The sequence below is a fragment of the Comamonas sp. GB3 AK4-5 genome (genome assembly GCF_041320665.1).
In the GTDB taxonomy this organism is placed as follows: Bacteria; Pseudomonadota; Gammaproteobacteria; order Burkholderiales; family Burkholderiaceae_C; genus Comamonas.
The window spans coordinates 1,972,257-1,987,212 of the sequence record NZ_CP166730.1; the positions used below are offsets into that span (position 1 = coordinate 1,972,257).

Sequence of the window (14,956 nt, forward strand, 5' to 3'; positions counted from 1 at the left end):
AACGTTGTGCGCCTGGTGCTTGGCTCTTGAAGCTGCACTCAGGTGCCGTTGCGGCGTGCCTGTTTTGAAAGTTCAACCATGCACCCTTATCACTTGAGGTGGTACCGCTACCGGCGTTTGTTGGCTGCGGCGATGACATTGCCTGCACTAGATACCTCAACGCTTGTTTCGCATGAATACAGTGGGCAGTGGCCGTGCTGCTTCAATGGCTGTGCCGAGGCTGGGCGTTATGTGCATACAGCCAAGCCCTGCATGGAGCCGCAATCAGCCATGGTGCTGGAACTGGTCGATGCAGCGTTGCAGACCGTAGACCCCATCAGCCAGCGCACTGCTGCATGGCAGGCATTTGCACGGTGTGCTGTGCCGCAACAGGGCTTGGGCAGCTTGGCGCGGTTGGAAGCACTGCTGTTGCAATACGGGCCTGATGAGGATGCTGAGCTGGCTGTATTGCTGTGGCAAGGAGAAATAACTCAGCAAGTAGCAGCACTCAAGGCCGTGCAGCGTTTGCGCAGCCTGGTCGCATTCTTGCAAAGCCAGGGCATCACGGATGGAGCCAGTTGGTTGCAATGGCGGGATTCGGCAGATGCGCAAGCGGTTGTGCACGGTGCACCGCATCAGGTGCCAGACACGATCAACGCTTTGCTATGGCACTTGGATAGTGGTCGCTGTGATGTGCCCTGGGTGCTGATGTTTGCAAGGCGGGTGCTCGGTCAAGCTCCTGCGCATGGCCACATCATGCTGGCTATTCAAGAAATGGCTGAGGCCATGAACCTGAGTGCCAAGGCTTTAGCCAGGCGCATTGCATGGCATGAACGACTGTTTCAAGCATTGGGCGACGTGCCCGAGCTTCGGCTGGCGTGGTGGCGGTGCGTGAAGCGCACTCTGCAAGCGCAACTAACCAACGCTACATCGGTCAAACTGCAAGTGCAGGGAGTCAAAGAGCCTTTGCCGCTGTCACTGGCCGTGCACCTGCGCCAGGGACAATCCATGCTGACGATTCAGTTGCCCCGTGCGTTTGGTGCGGCACCAGCATGGCCCAAACTGACCATGGTGCAGCTGCGGCAAGAAGGCTGGGGGGCTGGTCTAGGGCTGCGCTTGCTGCTGCAAGGCGAAGGTGTGTTGGCAACCGAGCTACAGCTGGACATCGCCAAACGCTGGAAAGCAGCGCAACTGCAGCTACCAATGTTTGAGCGCATCAGCGCCACCAAGTGGAAAATCAGTTGCTGTTGGTGCGATGGGCTGTGGAAACCATCTAGCATGAGCCCGGCGGATGTGACCGACTGGGCGACCGACACTGCGCTGCAGGTGATGGAATATGTGCAGTTGCTCAGGGGGCTGCTAGATTGGAAAGTTACGGCTGCAACGGTGTTATCGTGCTAGCCTTTATCGGTTTCGCTCAACGTCCAGTAACGCTCAGAGACAACCAGTTGCTTTGACGGTAAAAGTGACGGTATGGTCTTTTCTAGCTAGGCCAAAGCATGTGCAACAACGTGCAGCTTCGTTCAATAGCGGGTTGATTTCTGATCTGTTGACAATTGAGTGGGAGTGATTCGGCGTCTGGCATTGACTGGCGCCGAATAGCACCAGCATCCATCTAAGCCCGCATCAATGCGGGCTTTTTGGTGATTTTTTTCTGGCATCGACTGGGGATTTACGGTTTTGAAATTCCCTCGAATACCTGAACCAGTCGGAAGTGAATCGACCATCCTCTCCATAGATAGCCTGGAGCCTCACGGAATTGCGTCTCGCGCACTTTACGGGAGAGAGGCCATCTGCGGCCGGCTATGGCTGCAGACCTGTCTCCATCGCGGTACCTGACTCGGAGCCGGGTCGGCTCAAAGGCCCTGTCAACTTGCGCAACTGCTCCAAGAACTTGCTGGCAGGGGCGGGCAGCAGGCCCTGGCGGCGCCGAAAAGCCGTCAATGTGCGGACATCGCTGGCATCCGGCAGAGGCAGGGGGGCGAGCAGGCCGGCCTCGGATTCGGTGCTGAACATGGGGCCTGCCATCCAGCCCAGAAAGCTGGAGTGGCCCATCAGGCTTTTGAGCATGGTGACGGAGCGGGTTTCAACCACCGCGCTGGGCATGGGCAGCCCGTGGCGCGTAAACAAGGCCTTGAGTTGTTCAAACGGGCCGGTGCCCTTGGGGAACATGGCCCAGCGTTCCTCCAGCGTGTCGGCCAGGCCCAGGCTGGGCTGATGGTGCAGGCGGTGGTGGCTGCCCGCCACGATATAGCTGCGGTCTTGCCAATGGCAGTCCGGGATGGCTTCGATGAGGTCGCAGTCCTCCAGCGCCACACCCAGCGCCAGATCAATCTCGTGCGAGGTCAGCGCACAGGCCAGCTTGTCCCACACCCCTTCGAGAACCTGTACCTGGAGCTGGGGCCAGGTATGGCAGGTCTGGGCGATGGCGATGGGCAGCACGGAACAGGCAATGCTGCCGATGGCGCCTACGCGGATGACCCCCCGGGCCAGGCCGAGATGGGCCCGGATCTCTTCTTGCGCATGCTCTGCCTCGCGCAGCAGCAGGCTGGCATGGGGCAGCAGTGCCCGGCCTATGTCGGTGAGCTGCATGCCCTTGGAATGGCGCTCGAAAAGTGCGGCCCCTGCTGCGGCTTCCAGTTTGCGGATGGTTCTGCTGAGGGCGGGCTGGGTGATGTGCAAGGCGATGGCTGCACGCCCCAGGCTGCCCGTGGCCACGATGGTGTGGAAGGCTTTGAGATGTTGCAGCTCGAAAGTCATGCCAAAAGATAATGACTCTGGTGCAAAAAAGCAATTTGCAAACAGGCGCGCATTGGCAAAACTGATAGTGATTGCTCATTGTTTTGGCCTTGTAGGGCCTTTGTGATGGCAGCGCTTGAGGTCAACCACAGAACCATGCGAGGCCCAGATGCACACCACCAACCCCCAGGCCGTGGACGATACGGCCATGCAGACCGCGCTGGAGCGCATGACGGTGCGCGATGCCGTCATCGACCTGCTGCGCCAGCTTGGCATGACCACGGTGTTTGCCAACCCGGGCTCCACCGAGCTGCCGCTGTTTCGCAACTTTCCGGCAGATTTCCGCTACATCCTCGGCCTGCAAGAGGCCAGCGTGGTGGGCATGGCCGACGGCTTTGCCCAGGCCAGCCGCCGCGCCGCCTTTGTGAACCTGCATTCGGCCGCCGGCGTGGGCAATGCCATGGGAAATATCTTCACGGCCCACAAAAACGGCACGCCCTTGGTGATTACGGCAGGCCAGCAGGCGCGCTCCATTCTGCCTTTTGATCCATTTCTGGCCTCGGTCCAGGCCACCGAGCTGCCCAAGCCTTATGTGAAGTGGAGCACAGAACCGGCGCGGGCCGAGGATGTGCCCCAGGCCATTGCCAGGGCCTGCTATCTGGCCATGCTGCCGCCGCGTGGCCCGGTGCTGGTGTCCGTGCCGGTGGATGACTGGGACAGACCGGCCCACAGACTGGTGCGGCGGCGGGTCAGCACCGAGATCCGGCCGCAACCTGCGGTGCTGGAGGGGCTGGGGCTGGCCCTGGATGGCTGTGAACGCCCGGCCTTGGTGGTGGGCGCTGCGGTGGACCGCGACGGCGCCTGGGAGCAGATCATTGCCCTGGCGGAGCGGCACAACGCCCGCGTGTTTGCGGCCCCCATGTCCGGGCGCTGCAGCTTTCCTGAAGACCACCGTTTGTTTGCCGGTTTTCTGCCCGCCTTGCGCGCGCGCGTGGTGGAGCTGCTGGCCGGCCATGATGCGATCTTCGTGATGGGCGCCCCTGCATTCACCTACCACGTGGAGGGTGCAGGCCCCTTCATACCGCCAGGGGCCAAGCTGTTTCAGATCACCGATGACCCCGGTACGGCGGCCTGGACGCCGGTGGGCACCACGGTGCTCGGCAGCATGCGCCTGACGCTGCAGGATCTGCTGGCCCGGCCCGCATGCGTGCTCCGCCCGCCCCCCGCAAGCCGGCAGCCACCACCCATGGCGACCGCCACGCCACGGATGACGGTGGCCTATGTGCTGCAGACACTGGCGCAGCTGCGCGATCCCCAGGACATCGTGGTGGAGGAGGCGCCCAGCGCCCGCCCCGTGATGCAGCGCCATCTGCCCATGACGCGCAGCGCAAGCTTCTACACCATGGACAGCGGCGGCCTGGGCTGGGGCATGCCGGCTGCGGTGGGCGTGGCACTGGCCAGGCCAGGGCAGCGGGTGATTGCGTTGATAGGCGATGGCTCCAGCCTGTATTCCATGCAGGCCATGTGGACGGCGGCGCAGCAGCGCTTGCCCATCACCTTCCTCATTTTGAACAACGGCCGTTATGCGGCCGTTGAGGATTTCGCGCCAGTGTTTGGCTTTGTCCCTGGCGAGGTGGTGCAGGGCACGGCGCTGTCCGGACTGGACTTTCCCGCACTGGCGGCGGGCTGGGGCTGCGTGGGGCAGCGCGTCAGTGCCGCTTCCGAGCTGCCCCAGGTCTTGCAGCAGGCGCTGCACAGCGACGGGCCTTGTTTGGTCGACATCGCCGTGGCCTGAGACGGTATTTCCGGCAAGCCGCAGAGCAACCTGGATCGAGGAGGGCGTGATGCAGATTTCCATGTACATCAACGGTGTGGCCGTGCCCGCCAGCAACGGCGCCACGTTCGAGCGCCGCAACCCACTCGATGGCAGCGTGGCCACGGTGGCGCCTGCGGCCACGCTGCAGGACGCTGTGGCCGCAGCCGATGCAGCTGCAGCCGCCTTTGCAAGCTGGTCGCAGACCGGCCCCAGCGAGCGCCGCGCCGTGCTGCTGCGGGCGGCGCAGCGGTTGGAGTCCAAGGGCGAGGCCTTTGCCGCTGCCATGGCGGCCGAAACCGGTGCCACGGCACAGTGGGCCGGCTTCAATGTGCAATTGGCGGCCGGCATGTTGCTGGAGGCCGCGGCCCTGACCACGCAGATTCAGGGCGCTGTCATCCCCTCCGATGTGCCGGGCAGCCTGGCGCTGGCCGTGCGCCAGCCGGCCGGTGTGGTGCTGGCTATCGCCCCCTGGAATGCGCCCGTGATCCTGGGCGTGCGGGCGCTGGCCACGGCCCTGGCCTGCGGCAACACGGTGGTGCTCAAGGCCAGCGAGCGTTGCCCGGCCACCCATGGCCTGATCGTGCAGGCGCTGCAAGAGGCCGGCTTGCCTCCCGGGGTGGTGAATCTGCTGAGCAACGCCCCGGCTGATGCGGAAGGCCTAGTCAACGCGCTGATTGCCCACCCGGCCGTGCGCCGTGTCAACTTCACCGGCTCGACCCGGGTGGGAAAGAAAATTGCCCTCAGCTGTGCCACCCACCTCAAGCCCGTGCTGTTGGAGCTGGGTGGCAAGGCGCCCCTGCTGGTGCTGGACGACGCCGATATCGATGCCGCAGTCGATGCGGCTGTGTTCGGGGCCTTTGCCAACTCGGGCCAGATCTGCATGTCGACCGAGCGCATCGTGGTGGACGGCAGCATTGCAGACGTGTTTGTGCACCAGCTGGTGGCTCGGGTGGCTGCGCTGCCTCAGGGTGATCCCCGCGATGGTCCTGTGGTGCTGGGCTCTGTGGTGGACATGGACACGGTGCAGCACTGCAACGCGTTGATTGACGACGCCCTGGCCCAGGGCGCGCGGCTGCTGACCGGGGGCAAGGCGCTGAGCACGCTGATGCCGCCCACCTTGCTGGATGGTGTCACCGCGCAGATGCGCATCTACCACGAAGAGACTTTTGGCCCGGTCAAGGCCATTGTCCGGGTGCAGGGGGTGGAGGCGGCTGTGGCCTGCGCCAATGACAACGCCTATGGTTTGTCTGCGGCGGTGTTTGGCCGCGATGTGGCACGTGCATTGGAGGTGGCCGCGCGCATCGCGTCCGGTATCTGCCATATCAACGGGCCCACGGTGCATGACGAAGCCCCCATGCCCTTTGGCGGCGTCAAGGGCAGCGGCATGGGCCATTTCGGTGGCCAGGCCGGTATCGCGGCCTTTACCGATTTGCGTTGGGTCAGCGTGCAGAAAACCCCGCGTCACTACCCCTTCTGATGCCTGTTGGCTGCTGCAGCTCACATTCCCGCCCCCTCATTCCCCCCACGCAGGAGACCAGCAGATGGAAAACAGGATCTCACCCCATGACGATGCGCAGCCGCCTCCAGGGCCCAGCACGGGCGCCAGTGCAGCATCGAGGGATGTCGATGTGGGCGAGTTGCTGGACGATGGGCCGTTCACGGCCATGCAAAAGTGGGTGGTGCTGCTGGCTGCCATCTCCATTGTGATCGATGGCTTTGATGGTCAGCTCATTGGTTTTGCCATTCCCTTCATGATCCAGGAATGGGGCATCACCAAGAGCGCCATGGCACCCGCCGTGGCGCTGGGCCTGGTGGGCATGGGCATAGGCAGTGCGTGTTCGGGCCTGCTGGCCGATCATTTGGGGCGGCGTCTGGCGGTGATCACCAGCGTTTTTGTTTTTGGTTCGGCCACCTGCTTCATCGGGCTTGCGGGCGATGTCTGGACATTGGCCGCATTGCGCTTTGTTGCCGGCTTGGGCATTGGCGGGGCCTTGCCTGCGGCGACCACGGTGGCCGCCGAGTTCACTCCCGCCCACCGACGCACCCTGGCTGTGACGGCCACCATCGTCTGTGTGCCGCTAGGAGGCATGCTGGCGGGGCTGTTTGCCGCCGAGGTGCTGCCTCGGCTGGGCTGGCGCTGGTTGTTTTATATCGGCGGCACTTTCCCGCTGCTGCTGGGTTTGATGCTGCTCGCTGTCTTGCCGGAGTCCCCCCGTTTTCTGGCGCGCTATGCCAGCCGCTGGGAGGAGTTGCGCCGTCTGCAGGCACGCATGGGCCGGCCGGTGGACAGGGCAGCGAGTTTCTCCAATGCCTCGGAAGCTCAGGTAGGGCCGCACGCCGGTTTCCATACCTTGTTCCAGCCCCTTTTTGTCCGCGATACGGTTGCGGTGTGTCTGACATTTTTCATGTGTTTGACGGCGGTCTACAGCGCTTTCAGCTGGCTGCCCACCATGCTCACCACCGAGGGCTTGTCGCCAGGGCTCGCCACCTCGGGCTTGACGGCCTACAACCTGGGCGGCGTCATCGGTGCCTTGGGCTGTGCCGTGGTCATTGGGCGTCTGGGGTCACGCTGGCCCATGGTGGTGTGCAGCGTAGGGGCCGCGGTCACGGTGTTTGCCATGCTGGGCATCAACACGGCAACCTCGCCCGCGCTGCTGATATGGGGCTTTGGCATCCATGGCCTGTTTACCAATGCGGTGCAGTCCACGATGTTTGCGGTGTGCGCTTTTATCTATCCCACCACTGTGCGTGCGCGTGGCACGGCCTGTGGTTTGGTGTTTGGGCGCCTGGGGGCCATCTTGAGTGCTTTTGCCGGTGCGGCCGTCATCACGGCTTATGGGGCAGCGGGCTATTTGAATCTGCTGGGCATTGCCATGTTGCTGGCGGCCGTGGCCTTGCTGTTGGTCAAGCACCATATTCCGCGCCGGGTGAGCAAGGCCTAGCGCCTGTGGCGCCGCGAAGGAGTATCAGTCGCCCGGATGCGGCACACCCAGCAAGGCGTGCAAATGGCTGCTGCTGCTGGTGTATTGCAGCAGTGGTGGCCGGCCCTGCAACTGCTCGGCGATGGCAAAGGCGGCCAGCGTGGCTTCGTGAAAACCGCACAGAATCAGCTTGCGTTTGCCGGGGTAGTGGTTGATGTCGCCCACGGCGTAGATGCCGGGCTCGGCCGTGGCAAAGCGCGCGCTGTCCACGGGCAGCTGCTTGCGTTCCAGCGCCAGGCCCCAGTCGGCCAGGGGGCCCAACTTGGGCGAGATGCCCAGATAGCCCAGCAGCAGCTCGGCTGGCAATGCCTGGGTGCCGCCCTCGGGCAGCGACAGCTCCAGGGCCTGCAGCGCGCCATCGGTGCTGTGCTGCAGGGCGGCGGGCTGGCCGGCCACCACCTGCAGCAGGCCCGCGCTGCGCAGCTCGGCCAATTGGGCCAGCAGGGCATCGGGGCCGGTAAAAACATCGCGGCGATGTACCAAGGTCACGCTGGCGGCTTGGTCCACGCAGGACACAGCAGCGGCTACGGCGGTCTCATCGCCACCCAGCACCACCACATGCCGGCCCTGGGCCAGAGGTGCCAGGTTGTGCTGGCTGGGGTGGTAGTGCAGCTGGCCGCGTGCGGCCAGTGCTTCGGCGCCATTGAGCTTGAGGGGGCGCGGCACAAAAGCCCCCACGCCGGTGGCCAGAATCACACTCTTGCTGCGCAGCCAGGTGCCGGCCGTGGTGCCCAGCAGCAACTCGCCGTCAGGCAGGCGCTGCAAGGTCTGCACCTGTTGGCCGAGGTGGTAGGTCGGCTTGAACGGCGCGGCCTGGGCTTGCAAGCGCTCTGCCAGCTCCAGGCCGGTGCAGGCGCGAATGCCGGGGATGTCGTAGATGGGCTTGTCGGCATAGAGCTCGACACATTGCCCGCCCACATGGGGCAGGGCATCGACCACCTGGGCCTGTATGCCTTGCAGCCCGAGCTGGAACACTTGGAACAGGCCCACCGGACCGGCACCTATCACCACAGCATCGACCGTGGTGATGGCGCTATCGGGCGGCAGGGTCGAGGTTTCCAGCGGCATGGGCGCAGCGGCTTAGCGCACCAGGTCTTTGAGCTTGCCGGGCTCGCCGTTGAAGCTGTCGGCGTCGGGCATCGAAGCCTTGCGCTTGGTGATGCTCTTCCAGCCCTTGGCCAGCGACAGCTCGGCGTTCAGCTTGATGAAGGCCAACTGGTCTGCGGGCACATCTTCTTCGGCAAAGATGGCATTGGCCGGGCATTCGGGAATGCAGACGGCACAGTCAATGCACTCATCCGGATCGATGACCAGGAAGTTCGGGCCTTCGCGGAAGCAGTCCACGGGGCAAACGTCCACACAGTCGGTGTATTTGCACTTGATGCAGTTTTCGGTGACGACGTGAGTCATGGTTGTTCTTATGAGGTTCGGTGAAACCCCATGATTTTAGGTGTTTTCCCATGCCCCTCCAGCAGGCGGGGCGGAACAGGAGTTAAAGGCCCATCTGCGACGGGCGCAGCGGGTGGCTCAAGGTGGCGCTCAGTGCACCCTATCGCTCCTATGGAATAAAGCCTGGGCGCGACGTATAAAACTGGCGCCGCCCCAGGCCAGGGCTGCTGCGCAAGGGCCGCCCCGCCGCGCGGGCAATGTTTCCCTGCCCGCGAGCGCAGCGAAGCGAGAGCAGGGGAAGGCACGCAGTGCCTCAGAGGGGCCATCTCACCCCACCAGAACAGCAGCGGCCGTGGCATGGCTGGCGGTGTCCACCAGAATCAGCGAGCCGAGCTGGCGCGCCGTGGCAAAAGAGGCGGTGGGAATGGCCTCCTGCAGCGCCAGCTCCACCACGCCAATGGCATTGGGCTCCAGCTGCTGGGCTTCTTCCTGGGCCAGGCTGTGGATGTTCAGCCGGTGCACCACACGCTGCACCTTGGCCTTGACCCAGCGGTGGCCGTGCAAGGCGTTATAGACGCGGCCGGGCACCAGGGGCTCGTTGTCCATCCAGGCCACGGTGGCACGCAGTTGGCGGCTGCTGGGCCAGGGGCTGGTGGCTGCGGGTTGGTCAAAGTCGTCTTCCGCCGCTGCGGCCTGCACCGGCGCGGCGATGATCCAGTCCCCACGCGATACATCGACCTCGCGGTCCAGGGTGATGCCGGCAGACAGACCTGCAGCCACAGCCTGGGGCGTGCGGGCGTGATCGATCACCTGGGCGATATGGGCCAACTGGCCGCTGGGCAAAATCTGCACCTGGGCGCCCAGCTGGGCGCTGCCTGCGGCCACGCGGCCCCAGAACACGCGGCGGCCCTGGGTGGTGACGGCGCTATCGTGGAACTTCTCCACCCACTGCACGGGCAGGGCCAAGGGCAGGGCGGTATCGGCCGGGGTGTTGGGCAGTCGCTCCAGCAACTGCAACAGGCTGGGGCCTTGGTAGCCGGCCCAGCCAGGCTCGGCCGTTACCACGTTGTAGCCCTTGAGGGCCGAGACCGGCACCGTGGCGGTGACGGCAATCCCGGCCTCCTGGGCAAAGCGCTGCAGGGCGGCGCTGATATGGGCAAAGGCCAGGGCCGGATCGGCCACGGCGTCCAGCTTGTTGACGGCAAACACCAGGGAATGCACGCGCAGCAAATGCACCAGCAGGCTGTGACGGCGGGTTTGCGGCAGCAGCGTGAGCGCGGGGTTTTGCCAGTCCAGCTTGTTGGCGTCGACCAGCACCACGGCGGCGTCGGCACTCGATGCGGCGGTGACCATGTTGCGGGTGTACTGCTCATGGCCGGGCGCATCGCCAATGATGAACTTGCGCGCCTCGGTGGTGAAGTAGCGGTAAGCCACGTCGATGGTGATGCCTTGCTCGCGCTCGGCCGAGAGGCCGTCGGTGAGCAGGGCCAGATCCGTCTCACCGCTTTTGGTGACGCCAGCCAACTGGTCCTGCAGCACGGCGCGCGTGTCCACCAGCAGCCGGCCAATCAGCGTGCTCTTGCCGTCATCCACCGAGCCGCAAGTGATAAAGCGCAGCGCGGATGCATGGTCGGTATTTTGATTGTTTGAGGCCGCAGCGCTTGCTGTGCCTGCATGAGCAGCTATGGAAGTAATAGTTTCAGTCATCAAATTCTTTCTGCGATCAAGCTTGTCCCACGCCGCATAAAACTGGCGCGCCCCACACCAGGGCGCCGCGCAAGGACCGCCCCGCCGCGCTGGTGCCGTCCCCCTCCGGCGAAGCCAGAGAGGGGGAAGACGCGCAGCGTCTCAGGGGGAGTGCTTAGAAATACCCGTCTTTCTTGCGCTTCTCCATCGATGCCTCGCTGGTCTTGTCATCCATGCGCGTGGCGCCGCGCTCGCTCACATCCGCCGCCAGGGTTTCGACCACGATGTCGGCTGCCGTGGCGGCCCGGCTTTCCACCGGGCAGGTGCAGGTGATGTCGCCCACGGTGCGAAAGCGCACATCGCGCTGCTCCACCTGTTCGCCGTCCTTGGGCGGGGTCAGCGGCGTGACGGGCACCAGCAGGCCCTTGCGCTCCACCACCTCGCGCGGGTGGCTGTAGTAGAGGCTGGGCAGGGCGATGCGCTCGCGGTCGATGTACTGCCACACATCCAACTCGGTCCAGTTGCTGATGGGGAAGACGCGGAAATGCTCGCCCGGGGCAATGCGGGTGTTGAACAGCGTCCACAGCTCGGGGCGCTGGGCCTTGGGCTGCCATTGGCCAAAGCTGTCGCGGTGGCTGAAGATGCGCTCCTTGGCGCGGGCCTTTTCCTCATCGCGGCGGGCGCCGCCAATCAGAGCGTCGAAGCGGAATTCCTCGATCGCTTCGAGCAGCGTGACGGACTGGTGCACATTGCGCGATTCGCCCGCATGGGCCAGGCGCACCGTGCCGCGGGCCATGGAGTCTTCCACGTTGCGCACAATCAACTCGGCACCCAGTTCCTGGGCGCGCAGGTCGCGGAAATCGGTCACCTCGGGGAAGTTGTGGCCGGTATCGATCATCAACAACGGATAGGGGATACGGCCCACGCCAAAAGCTTTCTCGGCGCAGCGCAGCATGACCAGCGAATCCTTGCCGCCGGAAAACAGCAGGGCCGGGCGTTCAAAGGCGGCGGCCACTTCACGCAGGATGAAGATGGTTTCCTCTTCCAGCGCATCCAGATGGCGGTTGCTGAGCTGGCTCAGCACGGCGGTATCAACACGGGCGTTCATTGCTTTATCCATTCAAATCGGGTGACAGCTTTGCTGTCTGATATCCAACATTGCTCCATGGCAGCCAGCCCCTCACCCCCACCCTCTCCCCGGAGGGGCGAGGGAGTGAAGCCAGGGCGCGGCGCACGTCAGGGCACCGCGCAAGGGCCGCCCCGCCGCGCTGGTGCCGTCCCCCTTCCGCGCAGCGAGAAAGGGGGAAGCCGCAACGCGGCTCAGGGGGTTAGTGAGATATATGCAGCCCGCACTCGCGGTTGTCCTCACCCTTGGTGGGGTCCACATAGTCGAAGTTGTTGGGCAGGCCGTGCTTTTCGCAGTACTCGTACAAGTCCTTGGACGACCAATGCAGCAGCGGTGCCACCTTGATCAGCCCGTCGGGGTTGATGCTGACGGGCTCCATCTGTGCACGTACGGCGGTGTCGGTGGCGCGCAGCGCGGTGAACCAGACCTTGGGTGCCGTCTCGCGCAGGGCGCGGGCAAAGGGCTCAAGCTTGACTTCGCCGGTGAAGTCGCCGTGGCGCGGGTCGTCCAGCGCGGGCGTGGGGCCTTCCACGGCCTCGCGGTGGGCGCGGGAGCGGCGCGGCAGGTAAATCTTCAGATTGAGCTTCAGCTGCTTGCTCACCGCGTCGGCAAAGCGGTAGGTGGCCTCGGTGTTGTAGCCGTTGTCCATCCAGACCACGGGCATATCGGGCTGGACTTGCGTGACCAGGTGCAGGATCACGGCCTCGAAGGGGCGGAAGTTGGTGGTGATTATGCTGGGCTGGCCCAGGGCCGCGGCCCAGCGCACCAGGGCTGCGGCGTCATGGCCGAGTTCGGCGTTGACGCGGTCTAGGTCCAGGCTAGGGGCGGACTGGCTCATGCGGCCTCCTGGGCAAAGTGGGGCTTGGCGTGCACGGCATCGGCCTGGTAGAAGCCGCCAAAACGCTCGAACTGTCGCTGGGCTGCGGAGGCATCCACGTCCTCGCGCAGCACGGCGCTGCTGAAACCCGTGCGCTGCATTTGCACCAGCTGGTCGATCAGCACATCGCCGGTGGCGCGGATATCACCGGCAAAGCCGCGGCGGCGGCGCAGCAGATAGGCCTGGGTGAAGGCGCGGCCATCGGTGAAGGCGGGGAAGTGCAGGTCCACCTGGGTGATGCCGTCCAGCTTGGCTTCGAGTGCGTTCACATCGTTGGCCAGCACCAGCACGCTGCCCTGGCTTTCGGCGGGGAGCTGGTAGTCGGAATGGGCCAGAATTTTCATGGAATGTCCTTGTGCTGCTTGGTTTTTTTCTGGTGTGAGGGGGCTCAGGCTGCGGTGTCTTCCAGCTCGGGCGCCGGGTGGCGTGCGCCCTTGCCGGCTTCCTTGAAGGGCTCCAGGCCGATGCGGCGCACCGCGTCCACAAAGGCTTCGCCGGGCTGGCGCAGGTCGCGGTAGGTGGAGAGCACGGCCTCCAGCACATCGGGCACTTCGGCGGCGCTGAACGAGGGGCCGATCACCTTGCCGGCCTGGGCAGGGCCGGACAGCTCAGCGCCGTCCGAGCCCCCCAGCGTGACCTGGTACCACTCCTTGCCGTCCTTGTCCACGCCCAGAATGCCGATATGGCCGCTGTGGTGGTGGCCGCAGCTGTTGATGCAGCCGCTGATGTGCAAGTCGATGTCGCCGATATCGTCCAGCTCGTCCAGGTCCTGGTAGCGCTGGGTGATGGCCTCGGCAATCGGCAGGCTGCGGGCATTGGCCAGGGCGCAGAAGTCGCCGCCGGGGCAGGCAATCATGTCGGTCAGCAGGGCCACATTGGTGCTGGCCAGGCCCAGGGCCTTGGCGCGCTGCCACAGTGCATGCAACTGGCTCACCTGCACCCAGGGCAGCATGACGTTCTGGTCGTGGGTGACGCGGGCCTCGCTGGCGGAGAAGCTGTCCATCAGCTCGGCCAGGGCATCGAGCTGGTCGCCGGTGGCGTCGCCCGGGGCCTGGCCCACGCGCTTGAAGGACAGGGTCACGGCGCGCAGGCCGGGTGTTTTGTGGGCATGCACATTGCGCGACAACCAACGGGCAAAAGCAGGTTCGGCAGCGGCTTGCTCGACCAGGGTTTGCTCGTCGGTTGCAGGATCAGCCACCACGGGCAGGGCGGGCGTGGTGAACATGGTGGCCACGCGGTCGAACTCGGCCTGGGGCACGGTGTGGGGGCCGCCATCGACCTCGACGATTTGCCGGTACTCGGCCTCCACCGCGTCGATATAGGCCTGGCCTTCGGCCTTGACCAGGATCTTGATGCGGGCCTTGTACTTGTTGTCGCGCCGGCCCAGCTCGTTGTAGACGCGCACGATGGCCTCGATGTAATTCATGATCTGGTTCCAGGGCAGGAACTCGCGGATCACGGTGCCAATCACCGGCGTGCGGCCCATGCCGCCGCCGACAAACACCTTGAAGCCCACCTCGCCGGCCGCGTTCTTCAGCACATGCAGGCCCACGTCATGCCAGCCGGTGGCGGCGCGGTCTTCCTGGGCGCCGCTGATGGCGATCTTGAACTTGCGCGGCAAAAAGGCGAACTCGGGGTGCAGCGTGGTCCACTGGCGCAGGATTTCGGCATAGGGCCGGGGGTCGACGATCTCGTCGGGTGCAATGCCGGCCAGGGCGTCGGTGGTGGTGTTGCGTATGCAGTTGCCGCTGGTTTGGATGCCGTGCAGATTGACGCTGGCCAGCAGGTCCATCACATCGGCGGACTTGGACAGCGGAATCCAGTTGAACTGCACATTGGTGCGCGTGGTGAAGTGGGCGCAGTGCGTGGGCAAAAAGGTGGTGCCCAGCTTGCTCTGGCCTTCCATGGCGGTGCGGAAGACTTCGGCCTCGGGGGCGTCGTATTCGCGGGCCACGCGGGCCAGCACGCGGATCTGGGCGGCATTGATTTCGCCGTAGGGCACGGCCACGCGCAGCATGGGGGCGTAGCGCTGCACATACCAGCCGTTTTGCAGGCGCAGGGGGCGGAAGTCGTCCTCGGGCAGCTTGCCGCTTTGCCAGCGCTCAAGCTGGTCGCGGAACTGGGCGGCGCGTTGGTGGACGAAGGCTTTGTCGAATTCGGTGTATTGGTACATGGCTACGGTGCGTGCATGGGATGCCGGCCTGGCTGGATGGACTGCACTGTAGAGAATGCTTATATGAAAACAAACTATTGTTTTCTGCTTCATGTATATCTAATTGAATATATAAAAGCATCAAGCAAGGCGCAAATAGAGGGTAAGGAGACGCGAAAGGGCGAAAAAAAAGCCCGCGCGCGGCGGGCTG

At 64.5% G+C, this 14,956-nt stretch carries 12 protein-coding genes; 4 read left to right on the forward strand and 8 right to left on the reverse strand.

Annotated features, from left to right (window positions below; all coding sequences use genetic code 11):
- Positions 1-78: 78 nt before the first annotated feature.
- Positions 79-1,380, forward strand: coding sequence for a hypothetical protein (locus ACA027_RS08820; protein WP_370681997.1), 1,302 nt, complete (start codon positions 79-81; stop codon positions 1,378-1,380).
- A gap of 402 nt (positions 1,381-1,782) precedes the next feature.
- On the opposite strand, the gene ACA027_RS08825 is transcribed toward ACA027_RS08820, so the two are convergent.
- The gene (locus ACA027_RS08825; protein WP_370681998.1) at positions 1,783-2,739 is read right to left on the reverse strand and encodes a LysR family transcriptional regulator; all 957 of its coding nucleotides are present in this window, start codon (positions 2,737-2,739) and stop codon (positions 1,783-1,785) included.
- Between the two features lie 148 nt (positions 2,740-2,887).
- On the opposite strand from ACA027_RS08825, the gene mdlC reads away from it, so the two are divergent.
- The 3 genes from mdlC to ACA027_RS08840 all read left to right on the forward strand — a co-directional run bounded on the left by mdlC (position 2,888) and on the right by ACA027_RS08840 (position 7,476).
- Positions 2,888-4,513, forward strand: coding sequence for a benzoylformate decarboxylase (gene mdlC, locus ACA027_RS08830; protein ID WP_370681999.1), 1,626 nt, complete (start codon positions 2,888-2,890; stop codon positions 4,511-4,513).
- A 49-nt stretch (positions 4,514-4,562) separates the two neighbouring features.
- A complete protein-coding gene (locus tag ACA027_RS08835) occupies positions 4,563-6,011 on the forward strand; it encodes an aldehyde dehydrogenase (RefSeq protein ID WP_370682000.1) in 1,449 nt (482 codons plus the stop codon).
- A 64-nt stretch (positions 6,012-6,075) separates the two neighbouring features.
- Complete coding sequence (locus ACA027_RS08840) at positions 6,076-7,476, forward strand: MFS transporter (protein WP_370682001.1); 1,401 nt, start codon at positions 6,076-6,078, stop codon at positions 7,474-7,476.
- Between the two features lie 24 nt (positions 7,477-7,500).
- Here ACA027_RS08840 and ACA027_RS08845 read toward each other — a convergent pair whose 3' ends face one another.
- The 7 genes from ACA027_RS08845 to ACA027_RS08875 all read right to left on the reverse strand — a co-directional run bounded on the left by ACA027_RS08845 (position 7,501) and on the right by ACA027_RS08875 (position 14,766).
- Entirely contained in the window at positions 7,501-8,583 is a 1,083-nt protein-coding gene (locus tag ACA027_RS08845) for an NAD(P)/FAD-dependent oxidoreductase (protein WP_370682002.1), read from the reverse strand.
- 12 nt (positions 8,584-8,595) lie between these two features.
- The gene (gene fdxA, locus ACA027_RS08850; RefSeq protein WP_370682003.1) at positions 8,596-8,925 is read right to left on the reverse strand and encodes a ferredoxin FdxA; all 330 of its coding nucleotides are present in this window, start codon (positions 8,923-8,925) and stop codon (positions 8,596-8,598) included.
- Positions 8,926-9,231: 306 nt separating this feature from the next.
- On the reverse strand, positions 9,232-10,611 hold the full coding sequence (locus ACA027_RS08855) for a sulfate adenylyltransferase subunit 1 (RefSeq protein ID WP_370682004.1): 1,380 nt from the start codon (positions 10,609-10,611) through the stop codon (positions 9,232-9,234).
- Between the two features lie 154 nt (positions 10,612-10,765).
- Entirely contained in the window at positions 10,766-11,698 is a 933-nt protein-coding gene (cysD, locus tag ACA027_RS08860) for a sulfate adenylyltransferase subunit CysD (RefSeq protein ID WP_370682005.1), read from the reverse strand.
- 220 nt (positions 11,699-11,918) lie between these two features.
- The gene (locus ACA027_RS08865) at positions 11,919-12,554 is read right to left on the reverse strand and encodes a phosphoadenosine phosphosulfate reductase family protein (protein ID WP_370682006.1); all 636 of its coding nucleotides are present in this window, start codon (positions 12,552-12,554) and stop codon (positions 11,919-11,921) included.
- On the reverse strand, positions 12,551-12,937 hold the full coding sequence (locus ACA027_RS08870; protein ID WP_370682007.1) for a DUF934 domain-containing protein: 387 nt from the start codon (positions 12,935-12,937) through the stop codon (positions 12,551-12,553). Before ACA027_RS08870 ends, ACA027_RS08865 begins: the two co-directional genes overlap by 4 nt.
- A gap of 44 nt (positions 12,938-12,981) precedes the next feature.
- On the reverse strand, positions 12,982-14,766 hold the full coding sequence (locus ACA027_RS08875; RefSeq protein WP_370682008.1) for a nitrite/sulfite reductase: 1,785 nt from the start codon (positions 14,764-14,766) through the stop codon (positions 12,982-12,984).
- Positions 14,767-14,956: the final 190 nt, after the last annotated feature.

Bases quoted from the DNA above. Each gene is read 5' to 3' on its own strand.
- ACA027_RS08825 (WP_370681998.1), bottom strand. From the start codon at position 2,739: ATGACTTTCGAGCTGCAACATCTCAAAGCCTTCCACACCATCGTGGCC.
- ACA027_RS08865 (WP_370682006.1), bottom strand. From the start codon at position 12,554: ATGAGCCAGTCCGCCCCTAGCCTGGACCTAGACCGCGTCAACGCCGAA.
- cysD (WP_370682005.1), bottom strand. From the start codon at position 11,698: ATGAACGCCCGTGTTGATACCGCCGTGCTGAGCCAGCTCAGCAACCGC.
- ACA027_RS08840 (WP_370682001.1), top strand. From the start codon at position 6,076: ATGGAAAACAGGATCTCACCCCATGACGATGCGCAGCCGCCTCCAGGG.
- mdlC (WP_370681999.1), top strand. From the start codon at position 2,888: ATGCACACCACCAACCCCCAGGCCGTGGACGATACGGCCATGCAGACC.
- ACA027_RS08870 (WP_370682007.1), bottom strand. From the start codon at position 12,937: ATGAAAATTCTGGCCCATTCCGACTACCAGCTCCCCGCCGAAAGCCAG.
- ACA027_RS08875 (WP_370682008.1), bottom strand. From the start codon at position 14,766: ATGTACCAATACACCGAATTCGACAAAGCCTTCGTCCACCAACGCGCC.
- fdxA (WP_370682003.1), bottom strand. From the start codon at position 8,925: ATGACTCACGTCGTCACCGAAAACTGCATCAAGTGCAAATACACCGAC.
- ACA027_RS08845 (WP_370682002.1), bottom strand. From the start codon at position 8,583: ATGCCGCTGGAAACCTCGACCCTGCCGCCCGATAGCGCCATCACCACG.
- ACA027_RS08855 (WP_370682004.1), bottom strand. From the start codon at position 10,611: ATGACTGAAACTATTACTTCCATAGCTGCTCATGCAGGCACAGCAAGC.
- ACA027_RS08835 (WP_370682000.1), top strand. From the start codon at position 4,563: ATGCAGATTTCCATGTACATCAACGGTGTGGCCGTGCCCGCCAGCAAC.
- ACA027_RS08820 (WP_370681997.1), top strand. From the start codon at position 79: ATGCACCCTTATCACTTGAGGTGGTACCGCTACCGGCGTTTGTTGGCT.